General features: G+C 71.5%; 13 protein-coding genes. 6 read left to right on the top strand and 7 right to left on the bottom strand.

The genetic code is table 11. The features are described 5' to 3' along the window. Positions 1–4: 4 nt before the first annotated feature. Positions 5–2,569, top strand: a complete 2,565-nt coding sequence (locus ACNAVT_RS14585; RefSeq protein ID WP_416296511.1) for a nitrate- and nitrite sensing domain-containing protein — start codon at positions 5–7, stop codon at positions 2,567–2,569. Positions 2,570–2,574: 5 nt separating this feature from the next. Beyond that, positions 2,575–2,988 (top strand): roadblock/LC7 domain-containing protein, encoded by a 414-nt coding sequence (locus ACNAVT_RS14590; RefSeq protein WP_416296513.1) that lies wholly within the window; start codon positions 2,575–2,577, stop codon positions 2,986–2,988. Positions 2,989–3,039: 51 nt separating this feature from the next. Here the strand turns inward: ACNAVT_RS14590 and ACNAVT_RS14595 are convergent, their stop codons facing one another. Continuing rightward, on the bottom strand, positions 3,040–4,533 hold the full coding sequence (locus ACNAVT_RS14595) for a GH1 family beta-glucosidase (RefSeq protein WP_416296515.1): 1,494 nt from the start codon (positions 4,531–4,533) through the stop codon (positions 3,040–3,042). 857 nt (positions 4,534–5,390) lie between these two features. Between ACNAVT_RS14595 and ACNAVT_RS14600 the strand changes: the two genes are divergently transcribed. Together ACNAVT_RS14600 and ACNAVT_RS14605 are read left to right on the top strand one after the other, a co-directional pair. Further along, positions 5,391–8,276, top strand: coding sequence for a glycoside hydrolase family 48 protein (locus ACNAVT_RS14600; protein WP_416296788.1), 2,886 nt, complete (start codon positions 5,391–5,393; stop codon positions 8,274–8,276). 482 nt (positions 8,277–8,758) lie between these two features. Continuing rightward, a complete protein-coding gene (locus ACNAVT_RS14605; protein WP_416296517.1) occupies positions 8,759–9,646 on the top strand; it encodes a phosphatase PAP2 family protein in 888 nt (295 codons plus the stop codon). A 1-nt stretch (position 9,647) separates the two neighbouring features. On the opposite strand, the gene ACNAVT_RS14610 is transcribed toward ACNAVT_RS14605, so the two are convergent. After that, on the bottom strand, positions 9,648–10,100 hold the full coding sequence (locus ACNAVT_RS14610; RefSeq protein WP_416296519.1) for a YbhB/YbcL family Raf kinase inhibitor-like protein: 453 nt from the start codon (positions 10,098–10,100) through the stop codon (positions 9,648–9,650). Positions 10,101–10,206: 106 nt separating this feature from the next. On the opposite strand from ACNAVT_RS14610, the gene ACNAVT_RS14615 reads away from it, so the two are divergent. After that, positions 10,207–10,878 carry a maleylpyruvate isomerase N-terminal domain-containing protein gene (locus tag ACNAVT_RS14615; RefSeq protein WP_416296521.1) on the top strand — a complete coding sequence of 224 codons (672 nt, stop codon included), beginning with the start codon at positions 10,207–10,209 and terminating at the stop codon, positions 10,876–10,878. A gap of 23 nt (positions 10,879–10,901) precedes the next feature. Here the strand turns inward: ACNAVT_RS14615 and ACNAVT_RS14620 are convergent, their stop codons facing one another. From ACNAVT_RS14620 to ACNAVT_RS14635, 4 genes are all read right to left on the bottom strand, one after another. Continuing rightward, positions 10,902–11,774 (bottom strand): DUF1028 domain-containing protein, encoded by an 873-nt coding sequence (locus ACNAVT_RS14620; RefSeq protein ID WP_416296523.1) that lies wholly within the window; start codon positions 11,772–11,774, stop codon positions 10,902–10,904. Positions 11,775–11,874: 100 nt separating this feature from the next. Next, positions 11,875–13,104 (bottom strand): low temperature requirement protein A, encoded by a 1,230-nt coding sequence (locus ACNAVT_RS14625; protein ID WP_416296525.1) that lies wholly within the window; start codon positions 13,102–13,104, stop codon positions 11,875–11,877. A gap of 187 nt (positions 13,105–13,291) precedes the next feature. Beyond that, positions 13,292–13,843 carry a nitroreductase/quinone reductase family protein gene (locus tag ACNAVT_RS14630; protein ID WP_416296527.1) on the bottom strand — a complete coding sequence of 184 codons (552 nt, stop codon included), beginning with the start codon at positions 13,841–13,843 and terminating at the stop codon, positions 13,292–13,294. Next, positions 13,840–14,292 carry a hypothetical protein gene (locus ACNAVT_RS14635; RefSeq protein WP_416296529.1) on the bottom strand — a complete coding sequence of 151 codons (453 nt, stop codon included), beginning with the start codon at positions 14,290–14,292 and terminating at the stop codon, positions 13,840–13,842. Before ACNAVT_RS14635 ends, ACNAVT_RS14630 begins: the two co-directional genes overlap by 4 nt. A gap of 146 nt (positions 14,293–14,438) precedes the next feature. Between ACNAVT_RS14635 and ACNAVT_RS14640 the strand changes: the two genes are divergently transcribed. Beyond that, positions 14,439–15,050 carry a TetR/AcrR family transcriptional regulator gene (locus ACNAVT_RS14640; RefSeq protein WP_416296531.1) on the top strand — a complete coding sequence of 204 codons (612 nt, stop codon included), beginning with the start codon at positions 14,439–14,441 and terminating at the stop codon, positions 15,048–15,050. Positions 15,051–15,059: 9 nt separating this feature from the next. Here the strand turns inward: ACNAVT_RS14640 and ACNAVT_RS14645 are convergent, their stop codons facing one another. Then, positions 15,060–15,599 (bottom strand): hypothetical protein, encoded by a 540-nt coding sequence (locus ACNAVT_RS14645; protein ID WP_416296533.1) that lies wholly within the window; start codon positions 15,597–15,599, stop codon positions 15,060–15,062. Positions 15,600–15,960: the final 361 nt, after the last annotated feature.

Here is a 15,960-nt window from a genome sequence, read left to right on the forward strand (position 1 = left end):
AGGTGTGGGGGCAGGTCCCGACCCGGGTCGCGGGGCGGCCTCGTACCCGCGCCGGAGCCGGTTCGACGATCGGGTGGTGCCCCACCGGCGGCGTTCGGCCTTCCGGCTGCGGGACTGGCGGATGCGCACCAAGCTCGCCACCGTGCTGGTCATCCCGTCGCTGGCGTTCCTGACGCTGGCCGGGGTGCAGGCCCGGGGGCTGGTGGGGCGGACCACGGTGCTGAGCGGCTTCGCCGAGCAGGTCGGCGTCGGCCGGCAGATCACCGGCCTGGTGGACCGGCTGCAGCAGGAGCGGGACCGCGCCGCCGGTGAGCTGGCCGCGCTGCGCCGGTCGGGCGGTGGCGTCGACCGGGACGCGGCGATCGCCACGCTGGCGCCGTTGCAGGCCGCCACCGACCAGGCGTTGGCCGACCTGCGGAGGGCCGCCGAGCCGCTCGCTGACGCCGACGCCGGCTGGCGGGTCGCGTACTCGGAGGTCCTGCAGGCGTACGACCAGGTCATCTACATCCGCCCCACGATCCCGCCGGCGGTGCTCAGCAGCGACACCATTCTCAACCACTACCACCGGGCCATCGCCACCCTGCTCAACCTGCTGGCCGAGCCCTCGCCCGGGGACGACCAGCAGGCGCTGACCGACGCGGTGCTGCGCTACGTGCAGCTCGCCCGGGTCAAGGAGCTCTCCTCCCGGATCCGGGCGGAGCTGTACGCGGCCTCCCGCGCCGGCCGGTACGAGGTCGATGATCAGGCCACCCTGACCGACCTGCGGGCCCAACAGCTCACCGCGCTGGGCGCGTTCCGGGTCGTGGCGACCGCCGAACAGGTCAGCCGCTATGCCCGGGCGACGCGGGATCCGGCGTTCGTGTCGGCCGCCACGCTGGAGGAGCAGACCCTGCCCACGGCCACCACCCAGCCGGCGCTGCTGGCCGCACCAGAGTGGTGGGCGGCCAGTGAGCAGCGGCAGGTGCTGCTGCGCGAGCTGGAGAGCGAGGTGCTCGACGACGCCGTACGCCGGGCCGACGACGCCAGCGCCCGGCAGCTGCGGGACACCCTGCTGGTGGTCGGCGGCGTTGTCGCGGTGCTGCTGGTCGCCGTGCTGATCTCACTGCTCGTCGGTCGCTCCGTCGCCCGGTCGATCCGGCTGCTGCGTGGCCAGGCGCTGCGGATCGCGCAGGTCGAGCTGCCGGACACCCTGGACCGGCTGCGCGTGATGGACCGTTGGGCGGGCGCGATCGAGGTGCCGCCGGCGGTGGTCCGTGCAGGGGACGAGATCGGCGAGCTGGCGGAGGCGTTCGTGGCGGTGCACCGTAGCGCCGTGGATGTCGCGGTCGAGCAGGCGCTGATGCGGCGTAACGTCAACGCGATGTTCGTCAACCTGGCCCGGCGCAGCCAGGTGCTGGTCGAGCGGCAGTTGGAACTCCTCGACGAGCTCGAACGCGAGGAGGGCGACCCGGACCAGCTGCAGAACCTGTTCCGGCTCGACCACCTCGCGGCCCGGATGCGGCGCAACGACGAGAGCCTGCTGGTGCTCGCCGGCACGGAGTCCAGCCGGCGGTGGAACCGGCCGGTCGGCCTGGGCGCGGTGCTGCTCGCGGCGAGCGCCGAGATCGAGCAGTACCAGCGGGTCCGCCACGAATCCGCCGCCGACGTGCACGTCGTCGGGCACGTGGTCGGCGACCTGGTGCACATGCTCGCCGAGTTGTTGGAGAACGCCACCGCCTTCTCCCGACCGGACACTGTGGTGCGGGTCATCGTGCGGGCCGACAGTAGTAGGGGCGCGCTGGTGGAGATCGTCGACCAGGGGCTCGGGATGAGCCCGGCGGCGATGGCGGAGGCGAACGCGCTGTTGGCCGCCCCGCCGGCGGCAGACGTGGCGGCCTCCGAGCGGATGGGCCTGTTCGTGGTCAGTCACCTGGGCGCCCGGCACGGGGTCGAGGTGCGGCTGAGCGGCGGCCACGAGGGCCTGGTGGCCGCGATCCGGCTGCCCGTCGCGCTGCTGGCCCCGCCGCCCGCCGCCGGGCGGGATCTGCCGGCCTCACCGCGGATGCGGATCGCCCAGGTCGCGGCGGCGTCCCGCGCCGCCGACCCGCGTGCGGCGCACGAGGTGCCGGTGGCGGGCCGTCGTCCGGAGGTCCGGTCGGCGGCGGCTCACCCGGGGGTGCCGGCCGGACCTGCGCCGGCCGTGCCGCGGCAGGTCCGCCGGGTTCCCGTCCGGGCCGAGGACGTGCTGGCCCCGGCGGCCGGATCGCCGACCGTCGGGGGCGGCTGGTTCAGCCGTCGGGGCCCGTCGTCTCCGGTGCGGGGGGTGACCCCGGCGCCGGCCACGACGCCGGTCACCGCCGGGATCAACGAGCGGGGCCTGCCGGTACGCGTGCCGATGGCCCAGCTCGCCCCGGCCACCCGGCCGGGCCGTCCGGCCGAGCTGGTCCCGCGCCATGACCCGGACCCGGAGGCCGTCGGCGGGATGCTCGCCCGCTTCTACGGCGGGGTGCGGCGGGCCGAGGCCGACGAGACCATAGAGATGTTCATGCCGCCCGCCGGCGTACGCAGCGAAGGGGGACAACAACAGTGACGGTGTTGAGCCAGGAGGCACGTGACCTGAGCTGGCTGGTGAACGCGTTCGCGGAGCGGGTCCCGGGGGTGGCGCACGCGGTGGTGGTCTCCTCCGACGGGCTGCTGGTGGCGATCTCCGCCCATCTGCCCCGCGACCACGCGGACAAGCTCGCCGCGGTGACCTCCGGTCTGATGAGCATCACCTCGGGAGCGGCCCAGATGTTCGACGGGGACATCGTCAAGCAGACGGTGGTGGAGATGGGCCGGGGCTACTTCCTGGTGATGCAGATCCGGGACGGTTCGATCCTGGCCACCCTGGCGGGCGCGGAGGCCGACATCGGCGTGGTCGGCTACGAGATGGCGCGCCTGGCCAAGCAGGCCGGCGAGATGCTCACCCCCGCGCTGAGGGCGGAGCTGCAGCAGGCGCTGCCCCGCTGAGCGGGGACGGCCCGGCCGGCGCAGCGCCCCGGCCGGGCCGCGCAGGGCCCGCTACAGCCCGTTGTTGCGGATGACCGTGCGATACCAGTGGGCGCTGCGCTTGAGCACCCGGCGCTGCGTCGGGTAGTCCACGTAGACCAGACCCCAGCGCTGCTGGTATCCCTCGTTCCACTCGAAGTTGTCCAGCAGCGACCAGACGTGGTAGCTCTCCAGCGGTACGCCGTCCTGGATGGCCCGGTGGGCGGCGGCGAAGTGGTCGCGGAGGAAGTCGATCCGGGCGGCGTCGTCGACGGTGCCGTCCGCGGCGAGGTCGTCCGGGCAGGGCAGCCCGTTCTCGGTGATGGTGAGCGGGATCGGGCCGTAGTCGCCGGTGACCCGGGTGAGGATGTCGTACATCCCCTCGGGGTAGATCTGCTGCCAGCTCGCTTCTGAGGTGGGCCACTTGCTGACGGTGTCGCCCTGGCCGGTGACGTAGATGGGCGTGTAGTACTGCACGGCGAGCAGGTCGACGGGGCTGGAGATGATCGCCAGGTCGCCGTCGCGGATGCCCCGGACCATCCGGCTGTCCGGGCCGAGGTCGGCCAGCACGTCCTGCGGGTAGGCGCCCTTGAGGATCGAGTCCAGGTAGAGCCGGTTCTCGTAGCCGTCGTACAACCGGGTCGCCGTGGCCGCCTCGGCGGTGTTGTCGGCCGGGTAGCAGGGGTGCAGGTTGAGCGCGGGGCCGATGCGCGTCTTGGCGCCGGTGGCGCGCAGCGCGCGTACGGCGAGGCCGTGGGCGAGCTGGAGGTGGTGGGCGACCAGGTACGCCGCCTCCGGGTCCTGGTGGCCGGGCGCGTGGTGCCCCCACAGGTAGCCGTTCTGCACCACGGTCTTCGGCTCGTTGATGGTCAGCCAGACCGGTACCCGGTCGCCGAGGGCGCGGAAGGTGATGTCGGCGTATTCGGCGAAGCGCTCGGCGGTGTCCCGGTTCTCCCAGCCGCCGGCGTCCTGAAGGGCCTGGGGGAGGTCCCAGTGGAAGAGGGTGGCCATCGGGGCGATGTCGCGCTCGTGCAGCCCGTCGACGAGGCGGCGGTAGAAGTCGAGGCCGCGCTGGTTGGGTCGGCCGGACCCGTCGGCCTGGATGCGGGACCAGGAGATGGAGAACCGGTAGCTGCGCAGGCCCAGGCCGCGCATGAGGTCGAGGTCCTCGACGTACCGGTGGTAGTGGTCGGCGGCGACGTCGCCGGTGTCGCCGTTGCGGGTCCGTCCCGGGGTGTGGCTGAAGGTGTCCCAGACGGACTCGCCCCGGCCGTCCTCCTTGGCCGCGCCCTCGATCTGGTATGCCGAGGTGGCCGCGCCCCAGCCGAAGTCGGGCGGGAAGCGCAACGGCCCGTGCCCGTCGCCGTCGGGGGCGGGGTCGGGCGTGTCGTCGCAGCCGGCGACAGCGGCGGCGGCCGCGGCGGTCCCGGCCGCGACGGCACCGGGGAGCCCGACACGGGCCGCGCCGGCGGCGGTCGCGGAGAGGGCGGCGCGGCGGAGCAGGCGCCGTCGGGTGAGTAGCGACATGGATGATCTCCTCGGAGTGACTGGCCACCCTGGGGCCGGGAGCGCTCCCAGCATAGGCCAGGCGGGGCCGGCCGCGTCTCCTGGGCGGACCGCGGCGAAAATGCGGTTCGGTTGGCGGGCGGCCGGAGGTGAGTGAGCGGGTGGGTGTCGCTCGCGGGGCGGTGCGAGCGGCGAGGCGGGCAGATAGCGAAAGGAGGCCGGCCGGGAGGCGTGTCGCGCCATTCCCGTCGGCCTCTTTTCCCGTCGACAACGGGGGATTAGTGTGTGGGGACGGGGGAGGGCAACCCCCGTCCCCACTAGCGATGCACACACGCACGAGTGGAATTGGGTTCTGTCGTACGTGTCGCGCGGGAGCCGGGCCACGCGAGTGGCTCTGGTTCCACCTCCCTCCAAGCCGGTGGGTGATGGCTGACGGCGGCGTCCGGGCTGGCCCGCCGTCAGCCTCTTGGGCTGGTGCGCTGGGGACACGGGGGTTCCCCAGCGAACTCGGACTTGCATCTCGATCGATGGAAGCGCTCCCATCGGCGATGCTTGCGACTGTAATGCCCGTCACGGGTTTGTGAAAGCCCCTAAACGAGATCGAAACATGGACGTGCCTGAGCGGCGGCGACGTTGTGATGGGAGCGCTTCCATGTCAGACTCTCAATCAACCGCGACGCAGAGCCAGCTCACGCGAGCGTGGGTCGCCGAGGGCACCCGGTCATCCCGGTGCGGCACCCCGATCCCCGGCACGGCCGGGTCGACCACCTTCCCGGGCGCTTCCGTCGCCCCGCGTACGCCCGTCGACGCGTGGAAGCGCCCCGCCGGGGCCGTGCGGTCCCGGCCCGGTCCGAGGAGACACCGCGCACATGAGACTCATGGCCAGACGTCGCCGCACGGCGATGGTCGCCGCCACCGTCCTCGCCATCGGCGGGGTGACCCTGCCGGCAGGCGCCGCGCAGGCCGCCCCGTCCTGCGACGTGACGTACGTGACGAACGACTGGAACAACGGCTTCACCGCCAACATCGACCTCAAGAACCTCGGCGACCCGGTCAACGGCTGGACCCTGAAGTTCACCTTCCCGACCAGCAGCCAGCAGGTGGTCCAGGGCTGGTCGGCCAAGTGGAGCCAGTCCGGCAACCAGGTGACCGCGACCAACGAGACGTGGAACGGCAGCCTCGGCACCGGCACCACGACCAACATCGGCTTCAACGGCTCGCACACCGGCAGCAACCCGAAGCCCACCTCGTTCACCCTCAACGGGGTCACCTGCAACGGCACCGTCGCCAACCAGCCGCCCACGGTCTCCCTCAGCGTGCCGGCCGGGCCGTTCGTGGCGCCGGCGAGCGTGCCGCTGACCGCCACCGCCAGCGACCCGGACGGGACGATCAGCAAGGTCGAGTTCTACCGCAACGGCCTGCTGGTCAACACCGACACCACCGCCCCGTACGCCTACACGCTGGACAGCCTGCCGGCCGGCAGCTACACCGTGCAGGCCAAGGCGTACGACAACCTCGGCGCCAGCGCGGTGGCCGAGAAGTCCTTCACGGTCAACCCCGCCACCGGGCCGGCCCTGGTGGCCACCCCGCTCGCGCTCAGCGTGAACAAGGGCGGCAACGCCACCTTCAACCTGAAGCTGAGCGCCGCACCGAGCGGCAACGTGCCGGTGACGCTGACCCGCACCGGCAACACCGGCATCACCGTCTCGCCCACCACGGCGACCCTGACGCCGTCCAACTGGAGCACCGGCGCCACGATCACCGTCGCCGCGGCGGCGAACGCCGACACCAGCAGCACCGCCACCATCACCGCCTCCGCCACCGGCTACACCCCGGTGTCGGTCACCGCCACCGCCACCGACACCGGCGGCGGCAACGCCTACATCCAGAAGTTCCTCGACCAGTACGGCAAGATCAAGAACTCCGGGTACTTCAGCCCGGAGGGCGTGCCGTACCACTCGATCGAGACGCTGATCGTCGAGGCGCCCGACCACGGCCACGAGACCACCTCGGAGGCGTTCAGCTTCTGGCTCTGGCTGGAGGCGCAGTACGGCCGGGTCACCCAGAACTGGGCCCCGTTCAACAACGCCTGGACGGTAATGGAGAAGTACATCATCCCGTCGCACGCCGACCAGCCGACGGCCGGCGCCCCGGGCACCCCGCAGTACGCGGCCGAGTACAACCAGCCCAACCAGTACCCGTCGCAGCTGCAGCCGAACGTGTCCGTCGGCCAGGACCCGCTGCGCTCGGAGCTGCAGTCCACCTACGGCACCGGTGACATCTACGGCATGCACTGGCTGCTCGACGTCGACAACAAGTACGGCTACGGCCGCTGTGGCGACGGCACCACCCGGCCCGCGTACATCAACACCTTCCAGCGGGGCCCGCAGGAGTCGGTGTGGGAGACCGTGCCGCAGCCGACCTGCGACACGTTCAAGCACGGCGGCCCGAACGGCTACCTCGACCTGTTCATCAAGGAAGCCAACGCCCCCGCCAAGCAGTGGAAGTACACCAACGCTCCGGACGCCGACGCCCGTGCCGTGCAGGCCGCGTACTGGGCGCTGACCTGGGCCAAGGCGCAGGGCAAGCAGGCCGACGTCGCGGCGACCGTGGCCAAGGCCGCCAAGATGGGTGACTACCTGCGGTACTCGCTGTTCGACAAGTACTTCAAGAAGATCGGCAACTGCGTCGGCCCGACCACCTGCCCCGCCGGCAACGGGCGGGACTCGGCGCACTACCTGCTGTCCTGGTACTACGCCTGGGGTGGCGCGTACGACACGTCGCAGAACTGGTCCTGGCGGATCGGCTCCAGCCACAACCACTTCGGCTACCAGAACCCGCTCGCGGCCTGGGCGCTGACCAACGTGCCCGAGCTCAAGCCGCAGTCGCCGACCGCGGTCGCCGACTGGCAGAAGAGCTTCGACCGGCAGCTGGAGTTCTACACCTGGCTCCAGTCCACCGAGGGCGGCATCGCCGGTGGCGCCACCAACAGCTGGGACGGCAGCTACTCCCAGCCGCCGGCCGGCACCGCCACCTTCTACGGCATGTTCTACGACGTCGCCCCGGTCTACCGGGACCCGCCGTCCAACCAGTGGTTCGGCATGCAGGCGTGGTCGATGCAGCGCATCGCCGAGCTGTACCTGCAGACCGGCAACACGAAGGCCAAGGCGCTGCTGGACAAGTGGGTGCCCTGGGCCATCGCCAACACCACGGTGGGCACCAACTGGTCGATCCCGTCGGACCTGCAGTGGAGTGGCCAGCCCACCAACTGGGACCCGGCCAACCCGCAGCCGAACACCAACCTGCACGTCACGGTGACCAAGGGCGGCCAAGACGTCGGCGTCGCCGCCGCCTACATCCGTACCCTGATCGCGTACGCGGCCAAGTCCGGCAACACCGCTGCCAAGAACACCGCGAAGGGGCTGCTCGACGCGCTGACCGCGGCCGCCGACAGCAAGGGCGTCTCGCGGCCGGAGACCCGGACGGACTACGACCGCTTCGACGACGTCTACAACGCCAGCACCGGCCAGGGCCTCTACATCCCGTCCGGCTGGACCGGCAAGATGCCCAACGGGGACGCCATCGCCGCCGGCAAGAGCTTCCTCGACATCCGGTCGTTCTACAAGAACGACCCGGACTGGCCCAAGGTCGACGCGTATCTGAAGGGCGGGCCCGCGCCGACGTTCAACTACCACCGGTTCTGGGCCCAGGCAGACGTCGCCATGGCGTACGCCGACTACGGCACCTACTTCCCGGCCGGGTGAGATGACGACTCCGCCACGGGTGGCCGGCCCACCCGTGGCGGAGACCGATCGGGCTGAAGGGGAACGCCAGCCCGATCGGCGGAAGGCCTGAATCCCACACTCAGGCCGGGTGGGCCGGTCCGTCCGGTCGACGCAGCGGACGGACCGGCGCATCCTTGCGCCCGTAGACGAACTTGCCGCGAAAACACCCGTGAAAATCGGGGCGCCACGGGATCACACCACGGCCCGCGACGGAGTAACGTACATCACCAGGAGAGGCCGCTCCCCCCGTGGCGGCCTCTCTTTTAATGTCTCCCGCCCTCCGTCCGCATCGGACGCCGGAGCCGGATGCGCAGCCCCGAATGCCCGGCCGGAAAAGAACGCCGGATCACCAGCCAGCTCACCGCCAGCTGGCCACCCCGCCACCTCCTGCACCCGTCGAACCAACCTGACCGGACGCCGCCGCGCTCCACCGAGCGCCGGCCCCGCCCGGCCGTTACGGTGTGCGGGTGCGCGAAACGGCAAGAGGTTGGACGGCGGTCTGGTTGGTCGTACTGGCCCTGGCCCACGCGGTCGCGCTCATCGTGCTGTGGCGCATCGCCGTGCACACCGTGTCCGGCCAGTGGATCGACACGGTCGCTTTGACCGGCAGCCGGATCGGCCACGATCGCATCGACGGGCCGGTGGACCGCATCCTCAACGCCATGTCGGTGGCGTCCCTGCTGGTGGCGACCGCGGTGATCGGCTTCATCGCGCTGATCCGCAACCGGACGGCCCTCGCCGTCACCGCCACCCTGCTGATCGCCGGCGCCAACGTCAGCACCCAGCTGCTCAAGCACTACCTGACCCGCCCCGACTTCGGCATCGACCCGGAGCGCGCGGCGGCCGGCAACAGCCTGCCCAGCGGGCACACCACGGTGGCCGCGTCGGTGGCGATCGCGCTGATCCTGGTGTTGCCCCCGAAGGTACGGGTGCCGGGCGCGTTCCTCGGCGCCGGCTACGCGGCCGCGGCCGGGGTGGGCACCCTCTCCGCCGGCTGGCACCGGCCCAGCGACGCCGTCGCCGCGTATCTGCTGGTGGGCGCCTGGGCGGCGGTCGCCGGGCTGGTGCTGCTGTTCTTCCAGCGGGAACGGGCGGCGATCTCGCCGGCCGACGCGCACCGGGTCGCCGCCGCCGTGCTCGGCGTGGGCGGCGCGCTCGCGCTGGTCGCGTCCGGGCTCGCGCTGGCGTGGCTGGTCGGGCAATCCGACGTCCCCGCCGACGAACTCGCCCGCCGGCCGCTCTTCGTCGGGTACGCGGGCAGCGCGGCCGGCATCGTCGGAACGATGGCCGTGGTGGCCGCGCTGGTCCTCGCGATGGTGCACCGCCTGGTGCCCCGCTACCGGCGTTGAATCAGCGGTAGAAGGTGCCCACCATGGTGCCGCTGGCGATCTCCCGGTCGGTGAGTGCATTGTGCACGTCGGTGGCCTGGGGCGATTGCGGCAGTTCCAGCGGGCGCTCCAGGGCGTAGAGCCGGAAGAAGTACCGGTGCGGGTCCTCGTGGGCAGGTGGGTGCGGACCGCCCCACCCGGTCGTACCGAAGTCGTTGGGCCACTCCCGGCCCCCCTCCGGCACGGCGCCCTCGGCGACCCCGCCCGCAAAGGGCGAGATTCCGGTGACCAGCCAGTGCAGGAAGGGCGTCTTCCCGGCGTCCGGGTCCTCGACGATCAGGACGAGCTCGCCGGCCGTGTCGGGGACCTGAGACCACTCCAGGGGCGGCGAGATGTTTCCGCCCTCCCGTGAGAAGCGTCCCGGCAGCAGGTCGTGGTCGGTGAACGCGGTGCTCCGCAGCATGATGCCGGCCATTCGGCGCCCCCTCTCCTCGTCCGGTGGCGCGTACCCGGCGGTGGGGCGACGAAACGGCGGGTGGCAGGCTGGCCCGGCCGGGACGGATCGGACGGGGATTTGGTGGATGGACACGGTACGCGCGGCCTTCCGGGACGAGTGCGAGCGGCTGGAGGAGGTGCTGCGGGGCCTCGACGAGGCGGACCTGGACCGGCCCACGCCCTGCCCGCCCTGGGCCGTCCGTGACCTGCTCGCGCACGTGCGTACCGGCGCGGGGCGGCTCGTCGACATGCTCGCCGCGCCGGCCCCCGAGCGGGCCGAGGTGGACGCGGCCGACTACTTCGGGGCGGCCAAGTTCACCCCGGAGGTGGACAGCGCGCGGATCGACGGCGCCCGGCAGGAGGCGCGGGAGCTGCCCGGCGTCGGCGAGGTGGCCGACGGCTTCGCGCGAGCCTGGCGGGCTGCCGACGCGGCGGTGGCCGGGCAGCCGCCGGGACGGCTGGTGCGTACCCGGCACGGCGATGCGATGACGCTCACCGAGTTCCTGCGTACCCGAGTGGTGGAGGTCGGTGTGCACGGCTTGGACCTGGCCGATGCGTTGCACCGGCGGCCGTGGCTGACCCCGGCGGCGGCCGAGGTGGTCGCGGGACTGCTGGCCGGCGGCCGGCCGGTGCCCGACGGGCTCGGCTGGGATGCGCTGACCCTGGTGCGCAAGGCGACCGGACGGGCCGCGCTCACCGACCGCGAGGCGATGCTGGTCGACCGGGCCGGCTTGCGCTGGCTGTCCTTCGGCGGCTGAACCGGGCACCACCGGCGGGCGGGTCAGCCGCTGGCGCGTGCGACCGGGACGGTGCGTGCGGCCGGGGCGGTGCGGCGCAGGTGGTCCAGGACGATCGGGTCGATCCGGCCGGGGACGAGGCGCTCCTCCAGGTTCTCCACGCCGGCCCAGGAGGCGAGCGCGTCGTCCAGGCCGGCCGCGTCGACCGGGTGGCCGGCGGCGGCCAGCAGCGCGGCCACCTCGTCGGCGAGCGGGCCGGCGAGATCCCGCAGGGTGGCCGGGTCGGGCTTGCCGAAGAGCATGGTGTGCGTGTCGAGCAGCCGCCTCAGCTCGGTGACCGGGTCGGGGTGGTCGTCCACCCGCAGGTCGACCAGGGTGTCATCGGTGCCGGCGTACCCGCCGTGCCGCTGCACGACCAGCAGGCCGGCGCTCTGCCGGCCGCGCCGGTCACCGCCGGCCCGGTCGCCGGCGTGCAGCGCGGCCAGCAGCCGCTGCGGGAAGGGCAGCTCCGCCCCGCCCAGCCAGGCGTCCCGGATCGCGTCGATGACCTGCGGGCCGGCGAGGATGTTGCCCTGCGCGGCCCAGCCGTCCCCGGCCTGGCCGCCGGCCCACGGGTGGCAGCGCGGCCCGGTCCAGGTGGCCCCGTCGCCGGTTGCCGCGACCACGCCGAGCTGCCGGTCGTCCCGGCCGGGGTCGGCGGCGACCAGCCCGGCCACCACGTCGGCGGCGGCGACCCCGGTGCGCAGCAGCGCCAGCCCCTGCGGGCGGTAGGCGAGGTTCACGTGCGCCTGGGTGGCGATGGCGCCCACCTCGGCCTCGGCGGCCGGGACCAGCGCGCCGGCGGCGAGGAACTTGCTGGCCACGGCGACGCCGTGCAGGCGGCCGTCGGTGGAGCGGGCGACGATCGAGAAGGTCACCCGCGGATGTTAACGCCGCCCGGCAGCCCGGGTGGTCCCGCGTGTTCGGCAGCTCGCCGGACTGCCAGGCGATGGTTCAGGCGGACTGCGGGGCGGTGGTTCAGAACGGCGGCGCGGCCTCCTCGGGCGGCTTGCCCCGCGCCCGCAGGGCATCGGCCACCGCTACCGCGGCCAGCACGGCGGCGGCCACGGCCGAGGCGATCAGCGGCGGGTGGTGCAGGAACAGCGCCACCGAGCCGAGCAGGACCAGGATCGCGATCCAGCGGGACGGCGACACCCGGCCGAAGACCTCGTACTCGAACCGTGCTCGACCGGCCAGGAAGACCGCCGGGCCGACGATGATCAGCGCGACCCAGGCCGACTCGGCGCGATCGAGGGGATGCTCGATGGTCAGCTGGTAACCGATGGCGATGGCGGAGATCCCGACCAGCATGGCCATATGGGTATCGGCGGCGGACTGCCCGATCGCCGCCGGGTGCTTCGCCTTCATGACCGCCTCGCCGAGGATCTGCCCGGCCCGCTGGAAGTAGATGCGCCAGATCAGGATGGACGTGAGCAGCGCCGCGGCGAAGGCAGCGGTGGACTTGAGGCTGAACGGACGCGCGCTGTAGGAGAACCCGGCCACGAGGATCGTCTCGCCGAGCGCGACCAGGAAGAACTGCTGGTAGCGCTCGGCCAGGTGCTCCCCGGCGATCTCCCATCGGGAGACGGTGGACCGCCCCATTCGGGGCACCGGCCAGCCGGTGCGCCCCTCCAGGTATTCGATGCCCAACGCCACCGCCCACAGCACGATCCGAGGGGTGGTCGGCAGGAACGCCCCGACCAGCCACAACACCGCGGTTACGCAGAACACGACCAGCATCCGCTGCTTGAGCTGCCTGTTCTGCTGGCCCTCGGTGATCAACAAGATCAGCGGCCGGGAGACCTGCGCGACCACGTACGCGATCGCGAACGCCAGGCCGGACTCGTGGAACGCGCGGGGGATGGCCACGCCCATGACCATGCTGCCCACCAGGGCGATCATCACGACGAGCTGCAACCCGAATCGGCTCGGAGAGTATCGGCTGGCGGTCCAGGCGGTGCCCTGCCACACCACGTACAGCGCCAACAGCAGCAGCAGAGTCTTGCCGCCGCCGGTGAGCGGCGCCCACCCTGTGGTCCCGCCCGGCTCCAGGGCCAGGTCCTCGAAGGATCGAGCCGTGATGCGAGTGAGCGCGAAGACGAGCACCAGGTCGAAGAAGAGCTCCAGGAAGGTGGCCCGGGTGGTGGTAGTGGCGACCTGGGACTTGGCGCGATCGACCTCTCGACCGGTCTCGTCACCGGTCGTCATGGTCGGCGGTTCCCGCCGTCGCTCCAGGCCATCTGGCAGTCGTAACACGCCCTCCACGCGCTTCGCCCGCTATCGCCAGGATTGCCGCGACCGGGGCGGTTCCGGATCTTGGCCGCAGCGACGGGGCGCCCCTTCCTCTGGACCAACGTCCAGTCTCAGGGTGTCCACATGTCGGGGGAAGCCCGGCTCACTTGCTCGCCTCCTGCGTCTCGGTGCGGGCCGGCCGCTCAAGGATCCGGAAGGCCGGGTGGCGAGGGGCGATCTGGCGGAACTTCGCCAGCGGTGCCGTCGGCGCAAGCCCGAGATGCGGCCTCGCGCCGGGCGCGATGGCGAGGTAGCGACGCAGAATCTCAGCACGACGCTCGGGCGGGACTTCCTGCAGCACGACCGGGATCTCGCGACCTCGACGGCAGAGGGCAGCCGTGCCGCCCGCGGCCTGGACGTTCCGAACCCAGTTCGCGTCCGGCCCGAGCATCGACACGAGGAACTCGGCACCTTGGTGCTGCGTGACCGCGACCGCGACCGACGTGACGCTCCCGCTGCGGCGCCCTACCACCTTGAGAACGGCGGCATGGCGCGGTGCCAGCAATCGGGACCGGTACACCAGGACGTCGAGACGGTTCACGAGTCGGGTGAACGCGTTGGGTCGCCCGCCCCGATACATCGAGCGCTTGAGCGCCGCGACCCCGCGGATGGCGGCGCGGCCGATGATCCGCGGCCCCATACGCCTGGCGGTCATCCCGCCCTTCTCCACAACAGCGCGACCGCTGCGAGACCGGGGACGCAGGGAAGGACCTGAAGCAGGCCCAGCAGTGGCGCGAGGCCGACTTCACCGTTGGTGTCCCTGGTGGTCGCGGCCGCGACCGCGATGCAGGCCGCGATCGCGAAGATACCGGTCGCCAACAAGCGGGCCCAGCCTTTGCCGGTGCGGACCGCCCAGACGGAGCCGAGCCAGCCGAGGAGTCCCAGCACCCCCACCGTGGACAGGATCGCCGTGTACGCGGTGACGGCGGTGTTGATCTCCCCCGTCCCGTACGTCGGGTAGCCCTCCCGGATGTGGTCCGCCAAGACGGTCGTCGTGGCCCCGTCGATGAACGGGGCGAGTGTAGCGATCACCGTGAGTCCGACGCCGACGTACATCATCGCGAGGGCTGCCTGGTTGCCCGTTTTCCTTGCCAGCTTTGTCATGGCATGTCCTTCCATGCGGGCTTGCCGCCCAAACGTTTTAGAGACAGTCACTGTCAGTTCGTGACCCTAGGTCGCCCTCGTTCAGATAGTCAATGCCATTTGAGAGTCACTGTCTGCAGCGCGTGACCTCCTGCTACTCTCGTCGCATGACCGGGCTTCGTGAGCGCCAGCGGCTCAAAGCCATGCGCACCATCCAGGAACGCGCTCTCGACCTGTTCGACGAGCGAGGGTTCGGCGCCGTCACGATCGAGGAGATCGCGGCCGCGGCCGAGGTCTCGCCGTCATCGGTGTACCGCTACTTCGGCACCAAGGAGGGGCTCCTCGTCGCTGACGAGTTCGACACCATGAGCCCAGAGATGCTCGAAACCATCCTGGATCCCGGGGATCCGGTCGGCAGCTTGCTGCGGGCCGTCCGCGCGTACGAATCCGCACCAGAACCGGCACCTCGCTCCGAGGACGTGGAACGAGACTCGCGGGCCGCGAGAAGCCCATGGCGCCGGGTTCGTTACTTCTTCACCGAACCATCGGTGCGCATGGCTGCCTGCGCCGCACTCGACCGAGCAGCCCAACGGATCGCTCCGCTGATCGCAGCGACCGGAAAGCTGAGCGAAACGCAGGCGCGCGTCACCGCGAACGCCCTCGCCTTCGGCTACTTCGCCGCACTCGAGCAGTGGTACCTCGACGGGGGCGATCGTCCTATCGCCGACTACGTCGAGGAAGGCATGCAACCGCTACGCAGGATCTGGTCGGCGGGGTGATCCTGGCCGTCAGGAGTGGGAGGGCGAGGGCGTCGGCGAGGACAGCAGGCGCATGATGCGTTCGTCCAGCGCGTTTTTCATTGACGGGTCGGGTGCGGCGCTGAACGCAGCCTCGTGTAAGGGTTTTGGAAAGATCCGCCGGATACTGTCCGGGTATGCCTTCTCTCCGTCTGTCGGTTCCTCGAAGGTGACAGGCGGTCCCAGATGCACCGCGATCGGCATAGACACTCCGCCGAGCGAGCTGAGGTCAGTATCAGGTCCCTTCGCGATGTCTGCCGTGCTGAGGTACTGGCAGTACGCCAGCGTGTAGATCGTGCGGACCTCGTCAACGGTGTGAGCCGAGTCCGGCGCCACCCCGAACACCGAGGCAGCGCAGACCGGCAATGCATCTGGGCCGTGCCCGTCAAAGGTCGGGTCGTGCTCGATTGCGTCCACCACCCGCGATGCGAGCTGCTCCCGGAATGGCTCGGGCAGCTTCCGAGCGTTGGGCACCGACAGCCACCGCAGCACGAAGACGCCGGACGCCACCAGGAACAGCGGCACGAGCACCAGCGCCCACCGTCGGGCATGCTTCCCATTCACGGGCGTGACACTAACCCATGCGGGCGTTCGGGAGCCCCGCGCGGCCGGCCGCAGTCGGCTGCCGGCTGGCCCGGCAATGTCGGACGCGGGATGGCAACCGCGCCCACTGTCGGTTCTCTCTGATCTCTTCAGTGACCGGCCCTTCTGACCGGGGCTGTGAAATCTCTCGGTGACCCGGTGCCGCCCGGTTTCGGCCGCTCAACCTTTCAGTACGCACAGATTGGTTGCTGTCCTGGGCGCAAAGCAGCCCCGGCGGTGACAGCTTGTGCTGCCAAGCGGAGGCACCTCCGAGCCTTCAACCGCCCGCGAGCCGGCCAGCGGATTCAGC

The organism is Micromonospora sp. SL4-19 (assembly GCF_047921475.1).
Classification (GTDB): Bacteria; Actinomycetota; Actinomycetes; order Mycobacteriales; family Micromonosporaceae; genus Micromonospora.

Coding starts and splice junctions, on each gene's coding strand:
- ACNAVT_RS14625 (WP_416296525.1), bottom strand. CDS start 13,104: ATGACGACCGGTGACGAGACCGGTCGAGAGGTCGATCGCGCCAAGTCC.
- ACNAVT_RS14615 (WP_416296521.1), top strand. CDS start 10,207: ATGGACACGGTACGCGCGGCCTTCCGGGACGAGTGCGAGCGGCTGGAG.
- ACNAVT_RS14635 (WP_416296529.1), bottom strand. CDS start 14,292: ATGACAAAGCTGGCAAGGAAAACGGGCAACCAGGCAGCCCTCGCGATG.
- ACNAVT_RS14630 (WP_416296527.1), bottom strand. CDS start 13,843: ATGACCGCCAGGCGTATGGGGCCGCGGATCATCGGCCGCGCCGCCATC.
- ACNAVT_RS14600 (WP_416296788.1), top strand. CDS start 5,391: ATGGCCAGACGTCGCCGCACGGCGATGGTCGCCGCCACCGTCCTCGCC.
- ACNAVT_RS14595 (WP_416296515.1), bottom strand. CDS start 4,533: ATGTCGCTACTCACCCGACGGCGCCTGCTCCGCCGCGCCGCCCTCTCC.
- ACNAVT_RS14610 (WP_416296519.1), bottom strand. CDS start 10,100: ATGGCCGGCATCATGCTGCGGAGCACCGCGTTCACCGACCACGACCTG.
- ACNAVT_RS14640 (WP_416296531.1), top strand. CDS start 14,439: ATGACCGGGCTTCGTGAGCGCCAGCGGCTCAAAGCCATGCGCACCATC.